A 20,203-nucleotide genomic window follows, 5' to 3' on the forward strand; every position below is an offset into this window, starting at 1 on the left:
CGACGGGCTACTTGACGGCCGTGAAACCGAACTGGCTGATCTGGTAACCCAGTCTGCGCAGGCGGGTGAAGGGCGGGAGCAGCCCCGTGAAGGTTTGTACGACGTCACGCCCCGCGTAGTTGAGGAAGAGCGCCGTGGGGGTCTCCCCGGCCATCTGTCCGCATTTCTCGAAGAGCAGCTGGTCGGTATCCTTCCAGGTGCGGTTGGCGGGGGCCACCACGATGTTGAGCTCCGCGCCTTGCAGCAGCTCCTTCGATACGGGGCTGTCGCTCAGGGGCGGGTATTCCACGATCACCACGTCGGCTTCCGCGAGCGGAATCTCGTCTCCGGCGTCGTGTACGAAGTCCCCGATCTGCCCGGCGAGCAGGTACTCTTTCTGGTGGGCGTCGAAATCCCGGTTCCACGACACGCTGCGCACCTTCATGCCCGTTTCGCGGAAATGGGCCGCGAGGTGCTCGGCGAGGGTCGATTTCCCGTCGCCCTGCTCCGTGGAGAGGATGTTGAGTACGTTGGGCCGCTTGCCGGGGTCGAAGTAGTTGAGCACGGCGTTGCCCATGAAGCGGGATGCGATCTGGCGGTACTGCTGGACGAAACGCCGCTCGCCGAACCGGCCCCGGCCCGGGAACGCCCCGATGACCTTGCCGCCGGTGATGCGCTCGGCGCGAATCTTGTCGCGCAGCGTGCGGTCGAGCAGTTCGAGCAGGATGAAGATGCCGAGGATGAAGACCAGCGTGCAGAAGAATGCCGCCGCGACCATCATCTTGCGCTTGGTCGGCTCGGCCGAAATGGGCAGCACCGGCGGGTTGATGATCTTGAGCGTCGCCGAGGTCATCTGCAGGTTCTTCTGCCGTAGGCGCGCCGTGTTGAGCGCCTGGAGCATCGAGAGGTACGACTGTTCGGTGAAGCTGATCAGACGGTTCTTGCGCTTGAGGGTCGAACCAACCGGAGCGTATTGCACGTAGCGGTCGTCGAGCGATTTCTTCCACTCGTTGACCACCTCCATCTCGGCCTGCGATTTGGTCGAGAGCAGCACGGCGTCGAGCCATTGCTGGATGAGCGATCCCGTGGAGATTCCCTCCTTGGTGTATTGCTGGCTGGCGATGGCCGACGTGATGCTGCGCAGGCTGTCGGTCTCGATCTGCATCCGGGCCTGGAGGCGTCCCACGTCGATCGGCTGGGTCACCGGCTCCCGTCCCGATGCGGGGTCGGGGATAAAGGCTTCGGCGGCTGTGATCTGCGCCTGGAGGTCCCCGATCTTGTGGAGCTGTTCGATGAAGGCCGCGTTGTTGCGGAAAATCTGGAGGTCTTCGAGCTGCGCCTCGATCTTCTTCCGGAGCGACTCCGAACTGTTGAGGTTCAGGCGCGTCTCCTCGTAGCGCAGTTCGAAGTCGCGCGAGAGGATGGCGATGTGCTTGGTCTGTTCGTCGTAGTTGATAATCAGGTTCTCGACGCTGTAATCGCGCAGCGAGTCCTCCTGCTCGCGCAGTTCGCGGCCCACGCGGGCCAGCTCCTGCTCGAAGAACCTGATGACGTTGTTGGTCTCGCCGTAGCGCAGTTCCTTGTACTGTTTGACGAACTCGTCGTTGAGTAGTTCCAGTGTGTTGTAGACCACGCCGGGGTCGTCGTTTTCGTAGCTCACTTCGAGCATGTCGCTGTTGGCGATGCGCCGCACTTCGATCCGGCTCAGGGCCTGGTAGCTGTAATAGCGGTGGGTCCAGTGGAAAAGTCCGTAGACGTGGTTGCCGTGCTCGGCGACCTCGTAGCCGAGCAGGTTTTCGAGCGTCTGCTCCTCGCTGTCGCGGTCGATCAGCGAGAGCACGTCGGGCGGCGTGTGCGCCACCTCGCTGCGGTAGTTGCGGGCGTAGATATAGCTGTTGTCCTGATCGGGGTCGCCGTGGACCATGTTCCGGGCGTAGAGGCGCAGCGAGACGTTGTGGAGCGTCGACTGCGACTTGATGATGTTGATCAGGTTGTCCATCGCATTGTTGATGATGTTCCAGTCCTGACGCGACCCTTCGCCGTTTTCGAGGTCGTAGCCCGACACGATGCCGGTGTAGATGGTCGAGGTCGAGCGGTAATAGCGGGCCTGGCGTCCCATGTAGAAATAGACCAGCAGGGCGACCGCTACCGGACAGATGATGAGCCACCACTTGATCCGGAAGAGGAATTTCAGTATGTATGCGATATACGTCGTCATGGGCGGGCGGTTTATTTCGTCGGGTTGGGTTTGCTGATGATCGGTGTTTTGGAGAGCACTTCCAGTTGCAGCAACGCCTTGTTGAGCTGCGAACGGGTCTGCTCGTATTCGCGGATGGTCGAACTCTCGATGCTTTTCTGGCGGCTGAGCGTCTGCGCGTCGATCTTGCCGTTTACGAAATCGGCTTCGGCGGCGACGTACTGTGCCTTCGCGGCCACCATCGAACGGGCCGAGGTCTCCAGCAGCGAGAGGTTCTCGACGGCCGAAGTGTAGGCCTCGATGATCTTCAGGCAGATTTCGTCATACCAGCTGTTCATCTCGTACTCGATGCTTTCCAGCCGCTTGCGCTGCTGCTTGATGCGGTTGCGGCGGTTGAAAATCTCGTCGAGGGGCAGCGAAATGCCCGCTCCGACGGTCCACCACGCCTGTGTGGTTCCCGTGACGTTCTGCACTACGGGGAGGTTCTTGTCGTAGTACATGAGGCTGTTTACGTCGGTCGAGCCGTAGCTGTACTGGGCGTTGAGTTTGATGTTCTTGAGCCACGAGCGGCGCAGGGTCTTGATTTCGCGCTCCTCCTGCTCTTTCTTCGAGGCGAACTGGTTGACCTGCGGCGACTGCGCGCGGGCGTTTTCCAGCAGTTCGTACAGCGGCGGCAGGTGCAGGTTCATGTACGTTTCGGCCGACATCCGCGCCAGGTCGTTGTATTCCTCGCGGGCGGGAGCGGCCGCAAGGCTGCCGCCGGGCTGCTGCGCAGCCGGGGCCTGCGCCCGGAGCAGGGCCGGGAGACACATCAGGACGGGTAGAAGCAGGAACTTTTTCATGGTCTAAACGTTTTCTTTCTGGATGAACGCCGTAAACGTGCGCAGGATGATCTTCAGGTCGAACCAGGGCGACATCCGGCGGGCGTATTCGATGTCGAGCTGCTTGCGCTGTTCGGGGGAGAGCTTGCCGGCGCCGCCGCGCTTTTCGACCTGCCACAGTCCCGTGAGCCCCGAAGGGCACATGAAGCGTTCGATATATTCGTCGCTGGTGAGGCGCTCGGCCTCGTAGAGCGGCAGGGGACGGTTGCCCACGACCGACATGTCGCCGCGCAGGATGTTGAACAGCTGCGGCAGTTCGTCGATGCTGTATTTGCGCAGGAAGCGTCCCAGCCGCGTGATGCGGGGATCGTTTTCGATCTTTACGAAGGCGTTTTCCTGTTCGGTGTCCACGATCTGCTGGTGTTCCTCTTCGGGGATTGCGAAATCGTCGGCGAAAAGCATGCCGCTCTCCATGTCGGCGAGCAGTTTCTTCATCTCCTCGTCGTCGAGCGAGATTTTCGAGGTGCCGGAGTCTTTCCCCGCGTCTGCCGCATACTGATTCAGGTTGCTCAACTCCTTGAGCCGCTGGTCGGCGTCGGTGCGCATCGAACGGAATTTCAGGAAGTCGAAGACGCGGTAGTTGCTGCCCACGCGCTTCGAGCGGTAGATGACAGGTCCCGGGCTGTCGAGTTTGACCGCCACGGCCACGGCGAGCAGCAGCGGCGAGAGCGCGATGATCGCCCCGAGCGACGCGGCGATGTCGAAGGCCCGTTTCCAGAGCGGCATACGAAAAACCTGCACCTCCTCGTTCCTGTGTACGACGGGCCTGTGGGTGAATGTGTAGTCGGTCATGAACTGCAGCGTGCGCTTGAAATCCTCGTCGGACACGTCGCCCGCCATGGCGCTGTTGACCCCGGCGCGCAGGTAACTGCGGCGTTCCTCGTCGCGGAGATGGCCCGGCGTGATCAGGATGATACCCGTTTCGGGGAACCGCGAACGCAGGAAACGGATGTTGCTGCAATCGGTTCCCGGGTTTCGCTGTTCGTAGAGGACACAGGCGTGTTCGGCGCGGAGGGCCGTGAGCGTCCTCATCGTTGCGGCGATGTCGCTGACAACTTGCATCTTTCCGCCGGTGAGTCCTGCGAAACGGGCCGTGTGGTCGCCTTTGCCTTTGATATAGATGACGGGGTATTTCAATCGATGATCTTTTTGATGCGTATTTTCAGTTCCAGCGGGTTGAAGGGCTTGACGATGTAGTCCTCGGCGCCCTCTTCCAGCAGCCGGATGCGCTCCGAAGTGCTGTCCTCGCTCGAAAGCATGATGACCGGGATTCCCCGCAGCAGCTCGTTGCGCTTGAGGTAGGCGAGGAATTCGTCGCCGCGCATTTCGGGCATGCGGATATCCGAAATGATCAGGTCGGGTATGTTGCCTTCGAGGAGCCATTGGATAGCGGCGAGGGGGTTCGGCTTGTAATGACAGTCGTAGTCCCCCTGGAGGTATACGTAAAGGATTTTTGCGATCTGATCTTTATCGTCGACGATCAGTACCTTTTTCTTGCTCATTGTTACTTTGATTTATCCCGTTTCCCGGCCCGGCCGGAGATATTGCATATAATTGAACGTAAAGATAAGGATATTAATCCGAATCCCGCATGCAAATATCGGTAAAAAAAACGGAATGTATACTATTCGGGATAAATAACTTATCAAAAACGGCCGTTTTGACCCGTTTTTTGGGGTCCCGAAGTCCGATTTCCGGGACAAATTGTAATAGGTATTCAAAAAATTGTTAACTTTGTAGCTGATGCTGTTCCCGATACGATCCCGGGAATCTTAAATTTACACAGTCTATGGTGTGTGAAAACAGCGGCGCCGCGTTGCGGTCCCGGGTCCTTGTCGCAGAGGACAATCCCAGTAACTATAAACTCGTCGAGGTACTGCTTCGACGGGATTATGACCTCGTCCATGCGGTGAACGGCGCGGAGGCCGTCGAGCTTTTCCGGACGCAGGGTGCGGACCTGGTGCTGATGGATATCAACATGCCCGTCATGGACGGTTACGAGGCGTTCCGGCAGATCCGGGAACTGTCGCCCGCCGTTCCCGTCATCGCGCTGACGGCCTATGCTTTCGAGACCGACCGGCGGCGGATGTTCGACGCCGGATTCGACGACTGTCTGGCAAAACCCCTCCGTGCGGACGAACTCCGCGCAAGGGTGGCCGCCATGTTGGCGGCAAAGGAGGATATATGAGAAAACAACACGCGATAAACCCAGGCCGGTCGCTGCTGCTCTGCTGCATCCTGTTGCTGCCTGCATTCGTCCGGGCGCATGAGTCCGCGGGGCGCGAGAGCATTCTGATCATTTCGTCGTACAATCCCGACACGCGCCGCATGTCGAGTTTCATCACCGAATTCGAACAGCGCATCGTCGCTTCGGGCGTTCCGTGCGACATCTATGTCGAGACCCTCGAATGCAAGGGCATCGCCGACGCGCCGCAGTGGATTTCCCAGATCGACAACCTGATTTCCCGCTACGAGGGCCGCTCGCTGCGCGCCATCGTGCTGCTGGGGCAGGAGGCGTGGGCTTCTTTCGTGTCGCTGGGCCGCATCCCCGACGGGGTGCTGTGTTTCAGCTGCTTCGCCAGCGAGAACGGCGTCATGCTGCCCGCGCCGTCCGATTCGTTGCAGACGTGGAAACCCCGTGCGGTCGACTACCAGGCCATGGGCGACAGTCTGAACCGGGTGGGCGGGATGCTCAACCGCTACGACATCCGGCGCAACATCGAACTGATTCGTTCGCTCTATCCCCAGGTGGAGAACATCGCCCTGGTGACCGACAATACCTACGGCGGCATTTCGCTGCAGGCGCTCGTACGCGAGGAGTGGGAGAACTACCCCGACCTGAATCTCGTGCTGGTGGACAGCCGCGAGGGGGAGGAGACGGCGTTCCGGACCTTTGCGACGCTGCCGCCCCGTTCGGCCGTGATGCTGGGCACGTGGCGCGTGGGCAGCGACGGCGAATACTTCATGCAGCGGTCGCTGAACGACCTGGTGCAGAACAACCCCCGCGTTCCGGTCTTCTCGGTGACCGGTACGGGCATCGGCGACATGGCGATCGGCGGTTACGTGCCCGAATACGAGAACGGTGCGGAGATCATTGCCGGCCAGATCCGGAAATACTACGATACGGACAGCATCGAGGACGCCCATTTCCATACGAGCAAGAGTCTCTACCTGTTCGATTCGCGCAAGCTCAAGGAGTGGAAGATCGCTGAATACGCCCTGCCCAAGGGCAGCGTCATCGAGGATACGATGGCGGCCAAGCTGTCGAAATATTCCCACTACATCGAGCTGCTGGTGCTGGGCATCCTGCTGCTGGTGCTGCTGCTGTTCTTCGTGACGTGGCTGCTGCTGCGCATGCGGCGGCTCAAACTCACGCTTGAGGAGCGCGAGGGCCAGCTGGTCGTCGCCCGGGAGAAGGCCGAGGAGTCGGACATGCTCAAGTCGGCGTTCCTGGCCAACATGAGCCACGAAATCCGTACGCCGCTCAACGCCATCGTGGGTTTCTCGTCGCTGATGCAGAGCGAGGAACTTTCGCAGGAGGAGCGTGCCGAGTACTGCGCCATCGTGGTCAACAACTCCGAGATGCTGCTCACGCTGCTGAACGACATTCTCGATATTTCGTCGCTCGAATGCGGCAAGATCAAATTCAACTACGCTTCGGAGGACATCGTGCAGATCTGCCAGCATGTGATGATGACCACGGCCCATACGCGGCAGGAGGGGGTCGAGGGGCGCTTCGAATGTCCCGTCGGGTCGTTCATGCTCACCACCGACGCCCACCGTCTTTCGCAAATTCTGATCAACCTGCTGACCAACGCCGGCAAGTTCACCTTCGAGGGCAGCATCACGCTGGGGGTGGAGATCGACGAGGAGCGGGGCGAGGTGCTTTTCTCGGTGGCCGACACCGGCCCGGGCATCCCGCTCGACAAGCAGGAGATGGTCTTCAACCGTTTCGAGAAACTCGACGGCAACAAGAAGAAGGGTACGGGCCTGGGCCTTGCCATCTGCCGCCAGATCGCCATGATCGTCGGGGGGCGTATCTGGGTCGATCCCGGTTATACGGCCGGTGCACGTTTCGTCTTCGCGCATCCCATCGGAATCGACTCCGGTGGAGAGAATCGCGAGGGGGGGGGATTTCTACCCTCTGAGCAGCGCAAGCCCCTCTTTGTGAACGACGACGGACGGCTGGTTCCCGAAGGGAAATAAGACACTGAAAAAGGGTTCTCGAAATCGGGGACCCTTTTTTCGTATCGCGGGGCGGGACGGTTTTCCGGAACGGCGCTGTTTTCGCCGGGCGCCCTTTTCCGTTGCCCTGCTTCCGGATTTCGTTTCCGGGGCTTTGCCGTACTCGGACGGTCCGGCCGGCGGTTCCGGGAGGTGTGCGCGACGGGTCACCTCTTTTTCGTCCTCCATTTGGGCTTTATGCCGATGAAGAACTCGGCGTTCATGCGCGGCATGGGCCGGGAGAGCACCGAGAGGTACTCCTCGTTGAAAAGGTTGTTGACCGTGCCTTTGAGTGTCAGGTCCGCCCACCGGAAAGAGAATCCCTTTTCCAGCGAGAGGTTGCTCATCAGATAGGGCGTAAGGCGTCCGGTGAGGGTGATGTCGTTGCTCGACATGGTGTAGCGTTCGCTGTAATAGCAGAACTGGTAGAGCAGGCCCCAGCTTCGCCAGGAGAGCCTTCCGGTCGCCGTGGCCGAATATTCCGGCTCGTAGGGCAGCTGTTTGCCGACCGACTGGTCGGCCGGGGACATCGGCTCCCCTTCGTTGACCGACGGCGCCCATGAGAACGTGCCGTCGAGGCTGATTTTCAGCTCTCTGGTGAGCGCAGCGGCCAGGTCGGCCCGGATTTCCACGCCATAGGCGTGGACCTTTTTGATGTTCACCGGCGAGAAGAATCCCTTTGCCGTCGGCAGCCACAGAATCCAGTCGTCGATGTGCTGGTCGTACCACGACGCCGACCCCGAGAGCGTGTACGAGCCGTCCTTTCCCACGGCGAACGACAGTCCGGCTTCGTAAGCGATGCCCTTTTCGCTGTTCAGCCCGGGATTGCCGCCCGGCAGGAAGTAGAGGTCGTTGAGCGTCGGAAAACGGTAGTTGCGCGAGACGGAAGCTTTCGCCACGACGCTGCCGCGCCTGGAGAGCAGGCAGTCGGCGAAGAAGGCCGGGATGACCGGCGACCAGGACGTTCCGTACATGACTTCGCGCAGGACGACCGACATTCCCAGCCGTTCCGTGGGGCGCCATTTGGCCGACAGGGAGCCGTCGAGTTCGATGCGGCCCTTGTCATAGCCGACGACGGCTTTGTCGCCCTGCTGGCGGATGATGTTCTTGTCGGCGCTTTCGACCAAGTGCTGGTGTGCGGAAACATTGGCCGTAAAGAGCCATTTCTCTCCGACGGTATATTCTCCCTCCGCCTGTCCGTAAAGGGTATTGATCCTGCTCCGCGAACGGGTCATGACTTCCAGAATGCCGTTGCCCTTGTCGCGCCGGTAGTCGTAGGCCATCCAGGTGTGGATATATCCCGCTTTTGCCGCGACTTTCCAGTCCCGCCGCAGATGATCCCACGAGAGGACGCTGCGCAGGGTGTGCTCGCGCTGGCGGTTTTCGAACTGCGTGTCGTCGGCGTAATCGGTCGTCAGCAGGGGCAGCTCCCGGTTGGAATTGATGTACCAGGCGTTCAGTCCGAAGCGGTCGCCGCGTCCGGTGTTGTAGTAGACCTCCTGCAGGACGTGCACGTCGTCGAACGCGCCGCTCTTGTTGCGCTCGGTGGGATAGTACGACCCGACGATGTTCATCTCCTCGTCGTAGATGTTCTCCTTCTTGTCGCGGTTGCGGTATTTGTAGTCGTTGGCCGAGGACTGGCAGACGGCGCGGGTCGATACCTGCCAGCGCTCGTCGCCCCACCCGAGACGCAGGAACTCGTCGAAGGTCCTGAACATGCCGATGCCCTGGATATATTGCAGTCCGAATCCGTCGGCCGCGGCCGGCGTGGTCGCGAGTTTCACCAGTCCGCCCAGTCCGCCGCCCGTTTCGCTGACCGACGAGGTTCCGTGCAGCAGCGAGGCGTCGTCGATGAAATAGGAGGGGATCATCGAAAAGTCCGTCATGCCCAGCATCGGGTTGTTGATGCGCATGCCGTTCCACGTCACCTGCGTGTGCGACGGGCCTGTGCCGCGGAACGATACCGTCGAGAGGGTTGCGCGGCCGTACTGCTTGACGAAAACCGGCGCGTTGAACGTCAGTGCGTCGGCAATCGAGAGGGCGATGTTCTCCTTGAGGACCGCCGAGTCGAATTTCGTCTCCTCGATGCCGATGCTTTTCATCGGGCGCCGGCCCCAGACCGGAACTTCGCGGATGGCGATGGCGCCTTTACCGCGCCACTCCCCCGCGCCGGCGTTCTGCGGGTTTTCCGGCGGTGCGGACGGCAGCGGTTGGCCCTGCGCCCGCAGCAGCGCCGGGAACAGCAAAATCCAAAGAAACAAGGCGGTTGTTTTCATGCTCTCCCGTTATTTCCAGCAAAACGCTCCGGGCGCGATGCCCACGTAAAATTCGTCGACAGGCTCGCCCTTGGCCGTATAGCGGCAGACGATTCCCTGCTGCTGGTAGTCGACGGCGTCGGCGACGTACACGTCGCCGTTGGCCGGATCGACCGTCAGTCCGTAATATTTGGTCTCCCTGTATTCGAGGAACGGGCGCACCGGAAGCTGCTCTCCGGCGACGGGCATGCGCCAGACGTCGTCGTTGATCCAGTAGAGCGTGTCGCGCGTGCCGTTGAGCTGCACCTCCGACGGGGTGTCCCCCTTCCGGAACCGGAACTGCTTTTCCACGGAGAACGTTTCGGGGTCGATGCGGTACAGCGAGGGGGCTTCATATCCGTAGGGGCTGCCCTCGTAGCCGCCGTCGGTGATGGTCCACAGCTTGTTGTTCCGGTCCATCACCAGCGACGTGGGCTGGATGCCGACGGTCAGCTGACCGACGACCCGGTCCGTCTCGGTGTCGATTTTGAGGATGCGGTTCTGGTACGACCAGCAGTTCACGAAGACGTATTTGCCGTACTGCACCATCTGCTCCGTGGAGCCGGATTCCGCCGTCATGTCCGGGCATTCGATATGTCCCGTGATTTCGTAACGTTTGGGGTTGACGATGAAGATGCGGTTGTCCCAGATCTGCGTGACGTAGGCCTTTTCATCCGAAACGAAATGGATGTACCGCGGCGAGGTGAGGTTGGTGATGCGTCCCACCTCGCGGAAGGTGTCGGGGTCGATGGCGAACACGACGTGCGAGTTGTTCGCCACGACCCATCCCACGCCGTTGTGCAGGACCATCGACTGCGCCACGTCGCCCAGCTTGAAGGCGTTGGCCCGGTAGAAAACTTCGTTTTCGACGGTTTTCGTTTCCGGATCGTAATACGACAGCGTGGCGTTTCCGTACTGGAACATGCCCTCGTTGACGATGAACAGACCTCGTTCCGTCGCCGAGAAATCCTCCGTGCGGCCGTAGTCCCACTTCATGCAGCCGCCCAGGGCGGAGAGGCACAAGGCCGCTGTCAGAATCTGTCGTAGGAATCGTTTCATGCGTCGGGAGCGGGAGTGAGGCTATCGGTTGAGGTTCTCGTCGACGGCCATTCCGGCGACTTCGGTCGAGAGTTCGCCCAGTCCTCCGGCGCTGCCGTTGACGGCGCTCTGCACCTTGATGAAGTCGATGTAGCGCAATCCGGCCGGCTGTCCGTCGGGTGTCATGGCGTTGGCGATCTTGAAATAGGTCTTCCCGGTCTTACCCGAAGAATCCAGGTTGTCGCTGCCCGCGTTGTCGACATACCCCCATTCGAACGAGTTGTTCGACCAGTCTCCGCCGGGGTCCTGCGTGGTGTTTTGCCGCAGGCCCGTGCCGTAATAGGTATGGGACTCCTCTTCGAGCCACAGGGGGTAGTAGTAGTCCTGCGGGTGGAACTGCTCCAGGTAGGCTACCTGCCCGCTCCGGTTCAGGTTGTCGGTCCATTTCACCCCCTGTCGGGGGCCGCCGGGCCTGTAATAGGTTACCGCATACTCCTGGGTGGTCCATTCGTTGCCCGTCTCGCTGCCCCGGAGTTCGTACCATTCGTCGTCGGGTTTGCCGTTGCCGTTGACGTCCTGCATCACCCACACGACGCCCGGCTCGTTGCTGCCTTCGAACTGGTTGCCGGGGATCGAAAAGTCGTATCCGCCCTTGTTCTCCACACTGTGGTCGAAGGCGAGGATCACGTAGCCGCCGAAGTTGCCCAGCGAGACGAACTCTCCCTTTTTCAAGCGGTTTTCGGCGTAGAGGCGGGCCTCCTCGAAGGTTTTCTGGCCGGTATATCCGGCCATGTCCTTTTCGTTGACGAACTGTCCGGGCGCAGGCAGGAATTCGAGTACCCGGTCCGCCGCGGGCTGTCCCGTCGTCGTGATGACGCGCTCCGATTCGCGTTCGTAGCAGGTCACCCGGAGCGTTTCCTCGGTGATTCGCTTCGACGACGCGCGCGTGATATGGCGCGAGAGGGGCGCGAGAGGGCTTTCGTCCGTGTCCGTCACCCGGAAGGTGACCTCGTATTCGCCCTCCTTCTCCGGCGTGAAGGCGAACATGCGGTCGGTTGCGCCCTCCTGCAATGTGCCGTCCACGTACCACGTATATTCCGGTCCGACGGCGTCGGCCACCTGCGGCCGCAGGAACAGCGTCCGCCCGAGCGATACGCTCCGCACCAGCGGGTCGGCGGAGTAGGAAGAGGGGATGAACGCGATGCGGACCGGTATGACGTCCACGACGTGCACGGCGAGCGTTTTCTCGGCCGTGCCGTCCTCGTTGGCGGCCGTCAGCCGCAGGGTGCAGTCTCCCGGCCGGGTACGCATGAAGATGTAGTCCTTTTGGGTGGAGACCGGGACGGACGAGTCGTCCAGATACCATTCGTAACGGGCGTTTTCGCCGTTCTGCACCTCCGGTGCGAACGTGTATTCCCGTCCCGTGAGCACGTATAGCCCCGTCGGCGGCACGATGAGCGAGATGATGGGAGGAGCGAGCCGGTTCACGTCGATACGCGCCTCCTTCTCGTCGTATCCCGCCCGGTTTTCGACCCGCAGGGTCACGTAGACGCGGCCCTCCTCGCTGAACGCGTGTTCGAACACGCGCTCCGTGGAAACGACCTCGTCGTCGATCGTCCAGCTGTATGCGGCATCCCCTTCGTTTTCCACGGTCGGCGTGATCGTCACCGTATGACCGATCTTGGCCGCGTAAACGCCAGTTTCGCTGTCGAGCGTGATCCGGGGTTTGCTGTCCGGCAGCGTGATCTCTCCGTCCTTGTTGCAGGCTGCGGCAGCCAGCAATACCGAAAGCAGAACCGGTATCGCCGTCCGTCCGGCGTGACTGAAAAAACAGCTCATATCCTCTTCGTTTAAATCGTTCAACCAATCTTTGCGGATCTCCGAAAGATCCGCATTCGTGCCGGGCGCACGGCATGCGTCCGGCCGGAATTTCGCAGTAACCTGATTTTACATTCGGGGATATGCCTGGAACCGTTTTTCCGGCCGATCACGATCCATTTCCCCCTGGATTGTAAAACCATTGCAGCGGCAGGTCTTCTGACTCGTTCCGGCCCCGGCGCCTTCCCGGTCGCGTGAAAACCAGTGGCAAGAGATTGTCGGGGTCTGATGTGCCGCTTCGGCGGCAGGAACTTACAGCAGAGGGAACTGTTGCCGATTTTCACGGCATTCCCTTTTAATCGCCCGGGGCCGGGGGCCTCGTTCGGCGAACCATTGCACGGCAAAGGTATGGAAAAAAGATGAAAAAGAAGACGCGGCGGCCGAATTTTATGCCGAAGGTCCCGCCGCCCGGGATTCATTTCCGGGCGTTTCCGGGGGCGTAACAGCCCGCCGGACGGGCGGCGGACGCCTGCCCCCCCCCTGGCGCCTGAAAACGAAAAAGTCTTACTTGTCAACGACAAATAAGACTTTTTGCAGTGGATGGCGTGCTTTCTCCCCTTTCTCACGCCTCCTGGAGCTGAATCCGAGATTTGAACTCGGGACCCCTTCATTACGAGTGAAGTGCTCTACCGCTGAGCTAATTCAGCCTTTCGGGAACGCCGAGGTTCCCTTTGGGACTGCAAATATCTGAAAAATATTTTTTTCTCGCAACAATTTTGCGAAAATTCTCGCTTTTCTTGCTATATTCGCGCTAAAACTGACCCGAAGCTATTTTGCGATGATTACTTTTCTGGTGTGCCTGGCGTTGCTGGTGGCCGCATATTTCACCTATGGGCGCTATCTGGAACGGCTCGTCGGCATCGACCCGGCGGTCCCGACGCCCTGCAGCCGCCTTTACGACGGCGTGGACTACGTGCCCCTGCCCCGGTGGCGCATTTTCCTGATCCAACTGCTCAACATTGCGGGGCTCGGTCCGATTTTCGGTGCCGTGCTCGGTGCGGCCTACGGTCCGGTCGCGTTTCTGTGGATCACTTTCGGTGGTATCTTTATGGGTGCGGCCCATGATTTTATCGCCGGGGTCATTTCCCTGCGCCACGACGGCGCGAGCCTTCCCGAGACGGCCGGGGTCTACCTCGGCGGCGGCATGAAGTTCGTCATGCGGCTCTTTTCCGCCGGGCTGATGATCCTCGTGGGGGCGGTGTTCCTCTCGCAGCCCGCCTCGCTCATCGCCAACCGCCTCGACGTTCCGGCGCTCGAAGGCATCGCCTTCGGCGGTTTCTCGTGGCTGCTGCTGATTGTGCTGGGCGTGATTCTCGTCTACTACATCGCCGCCACGCTGCTGCCCGTCGACAAGATCATCGGCCGCATCTACCCGGTCTTCGGCTTCGCGCTGCTGTTCATGGCCGTCGGCATCCTCGTCGTGCTGCTTTTCAGCGGCGAATACGCCATTCCGGAATTCACCTCCTTCGAAAACTGTATCGCCGATGCGAAGGACTTCCCGATCGTCCCGATGCTCTTCACGACCATTGCCTGCGGCGCCATTTCGGGCTTCCACGCCACGCAGTCGCCGCTGATGGCCCGTTGCATGCGCAACGAGCGCGAAAGCCGCTCGGTCTTCTACGGCGCGATGATTTCCGAATCTATCATCGCCCTCGTCTGGGCTGCCGTCGCCATGGCCTTCTGGGGCGATGTCGCGGGGCTGAACGCTGCCATCGCCGAATACGGGGGGCAGGCGGCCGTGATGATCGACGTGATCGCCAACAAGACGCTGGGTCCCGTGCTGGCCGTCTTCGTCATCTTCGGCGTGGTGGCCTGCGCCATCACTTCGGGGGATACGGCCTTCCGCTCCGCACGACTGATCGTCGCCGACTTCATGGGCATCGAACAGCGTACGCTGCGCAAACGCATCTATATCTGTATTCCGCTCTTCGCACTGGGTCTGCTGATCATCTTCGGACTGCCTTTCCAGGCCATGTGGAGCTATTTCGCGTGGATGAACCAGACCCTCGCGGCAGTGACGCTCTGGATGATCGTCGCCTACCTCCGCCACCGGGGGCGCAACGTGTGGGTGGGACTGATCCCGGCCCTCGTCATGACTTACGTCTGCGCCAGCTATATTTTCGTTTCGCCGCTGATGCTGGGCATGCAGAACCGTACGGCGGCTTACCTGCTGGGCGGAGGCGTGACGCTGGCGGTACTTGTCGCCATGATCCTCAAACTCAAAGACAACGATGCAAAAGGCATATCTTGAACCCACGCCCGACCAGACTTTCGAGGTGGTCGGCGAAGGACCCTATAATTTCGCGAAAGTTCTCGCCCGGTCCCGCGAGATGCAGGCCGCCGGCGATATAGAGGGAGCCTGCAACGAGCGTTTCCAGGCTTTCCAGCGCCTTGCGGAACTGATTCCCGAGGACGAGGAGGTCAATCTCGAATGGAACCACCGCAATTCGCGCGCGGCACTCGAACTGATCTTCGCCTCGGCCATCGACCACTTTCTGATCAACGATTTCGAAATGTCGGCGGCGCTGCTCGAAATGCTCCTCGAACTCGATCCCGAAGACCATCTGGAGGGGAGCGAACTGCTGGCCTTCGACTACCTGGCCATGGACGAGCAGGAGTTGTTCGACGAGGTGATCAACGACGTGTCGGACAAGCATCCGGGGCGTGAGGTGCTGCTGCTGTGGTCGGCTTTCCGCCGCAGCGGAAAACTGCCCGAAGGGGAGTTGCAGCGTTTCCGGACGCGTTTCGCGCCCTGGTTCGCCGAATTTACCGCCGACGAACATCCGGCCGACGAAGCTTATCTGCTGGACATCGGGAGCGAACGCCCCTCGCCCGCCGCGCAGGCCCGCGAACTGTGGCTCCAGACCGAGAACCTCTGGGTGCTCTGGCCCGGGTTCGTCGACGCCCTGCGCGCCGCCCGCTGACGGGCGCCTGCATGCCGGAAGTCGGAGACCCTGCCCCGAGAAACAGAACCGCAGCCCGGATTTCCGGACTGCGGTTTCTTCGTCATACCCCACCCCCCCCCTCCTGCGGCCGGGTGGTTACTCCTTTCCGCCGTTTACCAGGCGGTTGAAACAATGGCGGCAGATCGGCTCGTAGCTGTCCTGCGCGCCCAGCATCACCTGCTTTTCGTCGCTCGTCAGGCGGTGCGAATGGTGGGCGAGGTTGCCGCAGCGGACGCAGATGGCGTGGACCTTGGTGACGTACTCCGCGGTGGCCATCAGCGCGGGCATCGGGCCGAACGGCTTTCCGGTGTAGTCCATGTCCAGTCCCGCGACGATCACGCGCACGCCGTTGTTGGCCAGCCGGCGGCACACGTCGACGATGCTCTGGTCGAAGAACTGTGCCTCGTCGATGCCCACCACGTCGACATCGGCTGTCATCAGCAGGATGTTCTGCGGCGACTCGACGGGGGTGGAGCGGATGGCGTTCGAGTCGTGCGAGACGACTTCCTCCTCGGAATAGCGCACGTCGATCCGGGGTTTGAAAATCTCGACCCGCTGGTGGGCGAACTTGGCTCGTTTCAGGCGGCGGATCAGCTCCTCGGTCTTCCCCGAGAACATCGAACCGCACACGACTTCGATCCAGCCCTTGCGGCTGGCATTTTCTAAAAACATAAAATGTAATTCTTTGTACTGGTATGACTTTCTTCGATCGTTATTCCATCCGGGAGCCTCCGCAATCTGTCTCGCGGGGCCGGCATACAAAGATAGCCGGTTTTTTCTTTTCTGCAAAGCGAAACCGGGACTATGACGCCTGCGGTTCCCGAAAAACGATCCGGCCCTCCCGCGAGGGGAAGGCCGGATGCGGAACGGGTCGTATGGACGGACCGTCAGTTCGACGTGGGGAACTTGTAGGCCACGGCCACGGGCTTTTCGCAGATGCCGACATACTCCTTCACCTTCTCCATCGTCTTCAGACTGTAGACGTAGAGGCTGCCGGGCTTGCGGCCGGTTGCCGTCGGATTGTAGGTGGCGATCAGCAGCTGGTCGTCGTCGATCACCGCGGAGGAGGTCGACGGTACGGCGTTCGTGCATATGTCCATGATCTGTTCGCCGTCGGGCAGCGTGATGTCGGGCTTGGTCCCTTCGACGGGAACGACCGGATCGACGCCTGTCATCGCCCAGTGATAGATCTTGTTGTCGTAGTCGTAGTAGGCGTTTCCGTTGAGCTTCGTCGTGACGATCCGGGTGTTCGCATTCATCAGCATCGGCTGCACCTCGTTGTAGGTCTTGATCTCGGTCGGACTCGAAAGCGACGAGCTGGTGCTGATGATTTTGACGGTCTTCGGCGTCCCTTCGATCGTACGGGCTATGCAGTAGTATTTGGAGGCGTCATACTGTCCTGCCCCGACACGGCCTGCTGCCATGTTGATGAATTCGTATCCGTCGGGTGCGGCGTATCCCGCGATTTTCGAATTGGGGAATCCGGTGATTCCGGCCTCGGAGAACATGAGGATGTCGCGCACCCCGGCGGTTTTCGAGGCGAACAGTCCCTGCCGGCCGTATCGTGCGGGGAAGGGCGTTTCCCGCACGATGAGCATGTCGGTCGAGAATTCGTAGCGGTAGGCCCTCTCGTCGTCGCCGATCAGATAGGCCCAGTGAGCGGTTCCCGATGTTCTTTCGCCCAGGATTTGTCCGGTGCGGACCCCGTATTCGTCCATACCCTTCATGCGATAGGTGACGCCCAGCGTCACGGGGTCGAGGCGGTAGATCGAGCCTTCGTCGTCGCCCGAGGAGATCAGGATTCCCGAGGAGTATCCCGGCGAGGAGAATACGTAGACGTCGCGCAGGCTGCGGAAGTCGTATTCCGGATTGATCGTCAGCAGATTGTCCCAGACCTCCTGGGCGCCTTCGGCCTCCTCCTGCGGAGAGCGTTTCTTGACAAAGGCGAGCGATCCGGCGCCCTCGTCGTCGTTGCAGAGGATCAGGAACCCTTCGTCGAACCCGGCCTGCACGCGCAGGTCGTAGTAATGGAATCCGATGCTTTCGCCGTTGTCGATCCGCAGGCGCAGTACGTAGCTGCCGGCCTTGTCGAATGCGTAGTCGAGCGTCGGCGAACTGGAAATGAACGTCGTATCGACCATGCCGGGGAAGTCTCCCGCGGGTTTTCCGTAGGACCATTCGTAGACGGGGTCCTGCCCGCTTTCGCTCTCCACGCGGAGCTTGTCGAGATGGAGCGTTTCGGTCGCCTTGGCGTAGATGGTCCGGTCCAGACCGCTCACCGTGATCGGGGCCAGCTCCCGGTACTCCTCTTTGTCGAGTCCGTAGCAGGAGGCCAGCGCGATTCCGCAGCAGAGCGGCAACAGGTATTTCGCAAGTTGTTTCATGGTGCTTTTCGGTTAATAGTTATTTGCCGGGTCTCGCCAGCCGCCTGTCGTTACGTTGACGCTTCCGGTCGTATAATACTCCAGGTCGGGGTAATTGGTCGAATAGTAGTCGAACAGCGGGCAGAGCACGTAGCGGAGCCAGGCCATCTTGTGGGGGTTCTGCCGGTTGACCATGAACCCCATGCTCATGCGCAGCTGCTGTCCGTTGAGTCCCGTGTAGTAATCGTTGTCGATATTCTCGCCGTACTGTTCGACCATCGACGCGTAGAGCGTCGGGTTGGTCTCCGCGATGCCGTGGTAGAGTTCCAGCAGTTTCCGGTATTTGTCCTGCCGGAATTCGCCCGTATACTGATACCACTGCTGGGTGGCGGAGTAGTACCACCAGTAGGGGCAGGCGGCGGTTCCGTCCGAGATCAGGAACCGGTAGACGTTCCGGGGCACGCCTTCGAACTCTTCGCTCTGGGCGATCTGGAGCACCAGAGATGCTGTTTTCGTCATGATCTTCTCCGTGCGCTTCAGCGTCACGTCGATCTGCCCTTCCACGGCTCCGGCCGGGACGACGAGCCTGTCGATCGTGTAGTCTTCGCCCTCGACGGCGTCGATCAGCTCGCGCTGTACGCCGCCCGTGGTGTAATTCGAGGTGGTGTCGTGAATGGCCCTTACCTCGAACGTGCGGTCACGGTCTGCCGGCATTCCCAGCAGGGTCACGGTCACGGTCTTCTTGACCTCCTTCACCGATTCGTCGAGCAGGGCGAACGAAAAGTCGGTCGAGAGATACTGGTCCAGACTCGGATAGTTCTCGTATTTGAAATAGAGTTTGTCCTTCTGCGACGTGTCGTACATCAGCCACGTGTCGGAACAGGAGGCGAATGCCGCGACGGTTCCGGCCAGGACGGCTATTTTGAAAATGAGGTGTTTCATAAGGCTTGCGTTATTGTCTGTAATTGTCCTCTACGCTCTGCGGGACGGGCATCGTGTAGGTCGCGTCGTCGGTCCCTGCGAAATTGCCTCCCGGCATCGTAATGTCCAGCTGCAATCGTTTCATGTTGAAGAAGTCCTCGCCGTCGGCGAAAAACTCCTTCCGGCGCTCGTTGATGATGTTGCTCTCGGTGATTTTGCCCGTTTCGCGGTCGGCGAAAGGCGTCAGGTCACGCGATTTGACCACGTAGTCGAGGTATTCCGTCGCCTTGTCCGGGTCCTTCGTGAGGTTGGCTTCGGCCACGATGTAGTACATTTCGGGAATCCGGATCAGGCTCGGTCCGGGGATCGATTTGCCGCTGTACGTGGGGTTGGTCTCTCCCTGGGCGTACATCTTGTTGTAGTGTTTGATGCACCACGAATTGCCCGTGTCGAACCAGGCCGAGTAACGCTTGTCCGTACCGGACTGGTCGGTGGTGTAGATTTCGGAATACTGGCCGGAAAGCGCAAGGGTTCCGCCCTGGTAGATGTGATTCCGGTAGAAGTTGTAGGTGTACTGCGTCGAGTAGAGCCCGAAGACTGTCTCCTGCATGTTGAGCGTGCCGGTCTCCACGGCGTTCCAGGCCTCGGCGGTCGTCATCAGCGGGAATTTGCCGCTGTCGATCACCTTCTCGGCGTAATCCTCGGCCAGGTCCAGGTTGCCCATCGTCCAGTAGGCGCGGGCCAGCAGCGCCTGTACGGCGTAGAGGTTCAGGTGCGTGATGCGGCAGCTCGTGAAGCCGTCGGAGGCGTTGGTGCGGGTCGCCGTCACCAGTTCCTCGTCCGCCGCGAGGTATTTCTCCGCCTCGGTCAGGTCCGCGACGATCAGTTCGAAGACCTTTTCCAGCGAACTGTACGGGGTGACTTCCATGCCGTATTTGGTCACGTAGGGAATGGCCTTGGCTTTGGCCGCGGCGTCTCCCGATGCGAACGGCACGGCGAAAATGCGGGCCATTTCGAAATGGAGGTAGGCGCGCAGCGCCAGCAGTTCGCCTTTGTAGAGCCGGATGTGGCGGAATTCGTCGTCGGACTTGGGCAGGACGTGCATCAGCGCCTTGTTGACGTATCCGATGGCCTTGTATCCGTTGATCCAGAGGTTTTCGGCTACCGTGACGGCGTTTTCGTGCTCCCACAGGCGCTGTACGACGTAGGCCATGTTGTCGCTCTGGCTGATGGTGAAGTTGCCGGTCATCAGTTCCGGATAGCCGAACGTGAGTGCGTAGGCGAATAGGTTCTTGTTGGTTCCCATCTCGGTATAGATGCCGTAGATGGCGTCTTCGCAGCCTTCGGCCGTCGAGAAAAGCTCCTTGTCGGTCACCTCCGATTTGGGATTGACGTCGAGATACGCCTCGCAGCTGCCCAGCAGCAGCGGCAGGGCCAGCAGGATATAGCTGTATTTTTTCATTCGTTTCATGGTCTCGGCAAT

15 protein-coding genes, 1 tRNA gene and 1 riboswitch are annotated in these 20,203 nt (G+C 60.4%); of the genes, 4 read left to right on the forward strand and 12 right to left on the reverse strand.

Annotated features, from left to right (window positions below; translation table 11 throughout):
* Positions 1–7 precede the first annotated feature (7 nt).
* The 4 genes from ACGHP5_RS08000 to ACGHP5_RS08015 are packed head-to-tail and all read right to left on the reverse strand — an operon-like array spanning position 8 to position 4,559.
* Positions 8–2,197 carry a GumC family protein gene (locus ACGHP5_RS08000; protein WP_390568371.1) on the reverse strand — a complete coding sequence of 730 codons (2,190 nt, stop codon included), beginning with the start codon at positions 2,195–2,197 and terminating at the stop codon, positions 8–10.
* An 11-nt stretch (positions 2,198–2,208) separates the two neighbouring features.
* A complete protein-coding gene (locus tag ACGHP5_RS08005) occupies positions 2,209–3,018 on the reverse strand; it encodes a TolC family protein (RefSeq protein WP_290532359.1) in 810 nt (269 codons plus the stop codon).
* A gap of 3 nt (positions 3,019–3,021) precedes the next feature.
* The gene (locus ACGHP5_RS08010) at positions 3,022–4,194 is read right to left on the reverse strand and encodes a sugar transferase (RefSeq protein ID WP_390568373.1); all 1,173 of its coding nucleotides are present in this window, start codon (positions 4,192–4,194) and stop codon (positions 3,022–3,024) included.
* Positions 4,191–4,559, reverse strand: a complete 369-nt coding sequence (locus ACGHP5_RS08015) for a PleD family two-component system response regulator (protein WP_290532361.1) — start codon at positions 4,557–4,559, stop codon at positions 4,191–4,193. The genes ACGHP5_RS08010 and ACGHP5_RS08015 overlap by 4 nt, the downstream gene beginning before the upstream one ends.
* Positions 4,560–4,846: 287 nt before the next feature.
* On the opposite strand from ACGHP5_RS08015, the gene ACGHP5_RS08020 reads away from it, so the two are divergent.
* Both ACGHP5_RS08020 and ACGHP5_RS08025 read left to right on the forward strand, forming a co-directional pair.
* Complete coding sequence (locus ACGHP5_RS08020) at positions 4,847–5,245, forward strand: response regulator (protein ID WP_278972505.1); 399 nt, start codon at positions 4,847–4,849, stop codon at positions 5,243–5,245.
* On the forward strand, positions 5,242–7,263 hold the full coding sequence (locus tag ACGHP5_RS08025) for an ATP-binding protein (protein WP_390568375.1): 2,022 nt from the start codon (positions 5,242–5,244) through the stop codon (positions 7,261–7,263). The genes ACGHP5_RS08020 and ACGHP5_RS08025 overlap by 4 nt, the downstream gene beginning before the upstream one ends.
* Positions 7,264–7,448: 185 nt before the next feature.
* On the opposite strand, the gene ACGHP5_RS08030 is transcribed toward ACGHP5_RS08025, so the two are convergent.
* From ACGHP5_RS08030 to ACGHP5_RS08045, 4 genes are all read right to left on the reverse strand, one after another.
* Positions 7,449–9,557, reverse strand: coding sequence for a TonB-dependent receptor (locus tag ACGHP5_RS08030; RefSeq protein ID WP_390568377.1), 2,109 nt, complete (start codon positions 9,555–9,557; stop codon positions 7,449–7,451).
* 9 nt (positions 9,558–9,566) lie between these two features.
* Positions 9,567–10,634, reverse strand: a complete 1,068-nt coding sequence (locus tag ACGHP5_RS08035; protein WP_390568379.1) for a YncE family protein — start codon at positions 10,632–10,634, stop codon at positions 9,567–9,569.
* Between the two features lie 21 nt (positions 10,635–10,655).
* Positions 10,656–12,452: a PKD-like domain-containing protein gene (locus ACGHP5_RS08040; protein WP_390568381.1), complete on the reverse strand. Its 1,797-nt coding sequence runs from the start codon at positions 12,450–12,452 to the stop codon at positions 10,656–10,658.
* Positions 12,453–12,622: 170 nt separating this feature from the next.
* Positions 12,623–12,841: riboswitch (cobalamin riboswitch) on the reverse strand.
* Positions 12,842–13,063: 222 nt separating this feature from the next.
* Positions 13,064–13,138, reverse strand: a tRNA-Thr gene (locus ACGHP5_RS08045).
* Between the two features lie 131 nt (positions 13,139–13,269).
* On the opposite strand from ACGHP5_RS08045, the gene ACGHP5_RS08050 reads away from it, so the two are divergent.
* Positions 13,270–14,742, forward strand: a complete 1,473-nt coding sequence (locus ACGHP5_RS08050; RefSeq protein ID WP_390568383.1) for a carbon starvation protein A — start codon at positions 13,270–13,272, stop codon at positions 14,740–14,742.
* Positions 14,723–15,415, forward strand: coding sequence for a tetratricopeptide repeat protein (locus tag ACGHP5_RS08055; RefSeq protein WP_290532366.1), 693 nt, complete (start codon positions 14,723–14,725; stop codon positions 15,413–15,415). Before ACGHP5_RS08050 ends, ACGHP5_RS08055 begins: the two co-directional genes overlap by 20 nt.
* A 117-nt stretch (positions 15,416–15,532) precedes the next feature.
* Here ACGHP5_RS08055 and ACGHP5_RS08060 read toward each other — a convergent pair whose 3' ends face one another.
* The 4 genes from ACGHP5_RS08060 to ACGHP5_RS08075 all read right to left on the reverse strand — a co-directional run bounded on the left by ACGHP5_RS08060 (position 15,533) and on the right by ACGHP5_RS08075 (position 20,191).
* Positions 15,533–16,108 (reverse strand): thymidine kinase, encoded by a 576-nt coding sequence (locus ACGHP5_RS08060; protein WP_290532367.1) that lies wholly within the window; start codon positions 16,106–16,108, stop codon positions 15,533–15,535.
* Between the two features lie 215 nt (positions 16,109–16,323).
* Entirely contained in the window at positions 16,324–17,820 is a 1,497-nt protein-coding gene (locus ACGHP5_RS08065) for a hypothetical protein (RefSeq protein ID WP_290532368.1), read from the reverse strand.
* A gap of 12 nt (positions 17,821–17,832) precedes the next feature.
* Positions 17,833–18,741 carry a DUF4843 domain-containing protein gene (locus tag ACGHP5_RS08070; protein ID WP_290532369.1) on the reverse strand — a complete coding sequence of 303 codons (909 nt, stop codon included), beginning with the start codon at positions 18,739–18,741 and terminating at the stop codon, positions 17,833–17,835.
* Positions 18,742–18,751: 10 nt separating this feature from the next.
* The gene (locus ACGHP5_RS08075; protein WP_290532370.1) at positions 18,752–20,191 is read right to left on the reverse strand and encodes a RagB/SusD family nutrient uptake outer membrane protein; all 1,440 of its coding nucleotides are present in this window, start codon (positions 20,189–20,191) and stop codon (positions 18,752–18,754) included.
* Positions 20,192–20,203 lie beyond the last annotated feature (12 nt).

Source organism: Alistipes sp. i18-0019-D1 (genome assembly GCF_042852885.1).
Classification (GTDB): domain Bacteria; phylum Bacteroidota; class Bacteroidia; order Bacteroidales; family Rikenellaceae; genus Alistipes.

Coding starts and splice junctions, on each gene's coding strand:
- ACGHP5_RS08000 (WP_390568371.1), bottom strand. CDS start 2,197: ATGACGACGTATATCGCATACATACTGAAATTCCTCTTCCGGATCAAG.
- ACGHP5_RS08005 (WP_290532359.1), bottom strand. CDS start 3,018: ATGAAAAAGTTCCTGCTTCTACCCGTCCTGATGTGTCTCCCGGCCCTG.
- ACGHP5_RS08015 (WP_290532361.1), bottom strand. CDS start 4,559: ATGAGCAAGAAAAAGGTACTGATCGTCGACGATAAAGATCAGATCGCA.
- ACGHP5_RS08020 (WP_278972505.1), top strand. CDS start 4,847: ATGGTGTGTGAAAACAGCGGCGCCGCGTTGCGGTCCCGGGTCCTTGTC.
- ACGHP5_RS08025 (WP_390568375.1), top strand. CDS start 5,242: ATGAGAAAACAACACGCGATAAACCCAGGCCGGTCGCTGCTGCTCTGC.
- ACGHP5_RS08030 (WP_390568377.1), bottom strand. CDS start 9,557: ATGAAAACAACCGCCTTGTTTCTTTGGATTTTGCTGTTCCCGGCGCTG.
- ACGHP5_RS08035 (WP_390568379.1), bottom strand. CDS start 10,634: ATGAAACGATTCCTACGACAGATTCTGACAGCGGCCTTGTGCCTCTCC.
- ACGHP5_RS08040 (WP_390568381.1), bottom strand. CDS start 12,452: ATGAGCTGTTTTTTCAGTCACGCCGGACGGACGGCGATACCGGTTCTG.
- ACGHP5_RS08050 (WP_390568383.1), top strand. CDS start 13,270: ATGATTACTTTTCTGGTGTGCCTGGCGTTGCTGGTGGCCGCATATTTC.
- ACGHP5_RS08055 (WP_290532366.1), top strand. CDS start 14,723: ATGCAAAAGGCATATCTTGAACCCACGCCCGACCAGACTTTCGAGGTG.
- ACGHP5_RS08060 (WP_290532367.1), bottom strand. CDS start 16,108: ATGTTTTTAGAAAATGCCAGCCGCAAGGGCTGGATCGAAGTCGTGTGC.
- ACGHP5_RS08065 (WP_290532368.1), bottom strand. CDS start 17,820: ATGAAACAACTTGCGAAATACCTGTTGCCGCTCTGCTGCGGAATCGCG.
- ACGHP5_RS08070 (WP_290532369.1), bottom strand. CDS start 18,741: ATGAAACACCTCATTTTCAAAATAGCCGTCCTGGCCGGAACCGTCGCG.
- ACGHP5_RS08075 (WP_290532370.1), bottom strand. CDS start 20,191: ATGAAACGAATGAAAAAATACAGCTATATCCTGCTGGCCCTGCCGCTG.